This window comes from Paraburkholderia sp. GAS32 (assembly GCF_050434225.1).
Taxonomy (GTDB): domain Bacteria; phylum Pseudomonadota; class Gammaproteobacteria; order Burkholderiales; family Burkholderiaceae; genus Paraburkholderia; species Paraburkholderia madseniana.
On sequence record NZ_JBNPVS010000137.1, the window covers coordinates 1 to 1,170 of the forward strand.

Annotated in this window: 1 rRNA gene; it reads left to right on the forward strand. The window is 53.1% G+C overall.

The features are described 5' to 3' along the window. Positions 1-1,157: ribosomal RNA gene (locus P3T25_RS48570) — 23S ribosomal RNA — on the forward strand; the annotation flags it as partial. Positions 1,158-1,170: the final 13 nt, after the last annotated feature.

Here is a 1,170-nt window from a genome sequence, read left to right on the forward strand (position 1 = left end):
AGGGTGAAGGGGTTGCAATAAACTGGTGGCTGCGACTGTTTAATAAAAACACAGCACTCTGCAAACACGAAAGTGGACGTATAGGGTGTGACGCCTGCCCGGTGCCGGAAGATTAAATGATGGGGTGCAAGCTCTTGATTGAAGTCCCGGTAAACGGCGGCCGTAACTATAACGGTCCTAAGGTAGCGAAATTCCTTGTCGGGTAAGTTCCGACCTGCACGAATGGCGTAACGATGGCCACACTGTCTCCTCCCGAGACTCAGCGAAGTTGAAGTGTTTGTGATGATGCAATCTCCCCGCGGCTAGACGGAAAGACCCCATGAACCTTTACTGTAGCTTTGCATTGGACTTTGAACCGATCTGTGTAGGATAGGTGGGAGGCTATGAAGCGTGGACGCCAGTCTGCGTGGAGCCGTCCTTGAAATACCACCCTGGTTTGTTTGAGGTTCTAACCTTGGTCCGTGATCCGGATCGGGGACAGTGCATGGTAGGCAGTTTGACTGGGGCGGTCTCCTCCCAAAGTGTAACGGAGGAGTACGAAGGTACGCTAGGTACGGTCGGAAATCGTGCTGATAGTGCAATGGCATAAGCGTGCTTAACTGCGAGACCGACAAGTCGAGCAGGTGCGAAAGCAGGTCATAGTGATCCGGTGGTTCTGTATGGAAGGGCCATCGCTCAACGGATAAAAGGTACTCTGGGGATAACAGGCTGATACCGCCCAAGAGTTCATATCGACGGCGGTGTTTGGCACCTCGATGTCGGCTCATCTCATCCTGGGGCTGTAGCCGGTCCCAAGGGTATGGCTGTTCGCCATTTAAAGAGGTACGTGAGCTGGGTTTAAAACGTCGTGAGACAGTTTGGTCCCTATCTGCCGTGGGCGCTGGATATTTGAAGGGGGCTGCTCCTAGTACGAGAGGACCGGAGTGGACGAACCTCTGGTGTACCGGTTGTCACGCCAGTGGCATCGCCGGGTAGCTATGTTCGGAAGAGATAACCGCTGAAAGCATCTAAGCGGGAAACTCGCCTTAAGATGAGATATCCCCGGGGCTTCGAGCCCCTTGAAGGGTCGTTCAAGACCAGGACGTTGATAGGTCAGGTGTGGAAGCGCAGTAATGCGTTAAGCTAACTGATACTAATTGCCCGTAAGGCTTGATCCTATAACAGGTGTGT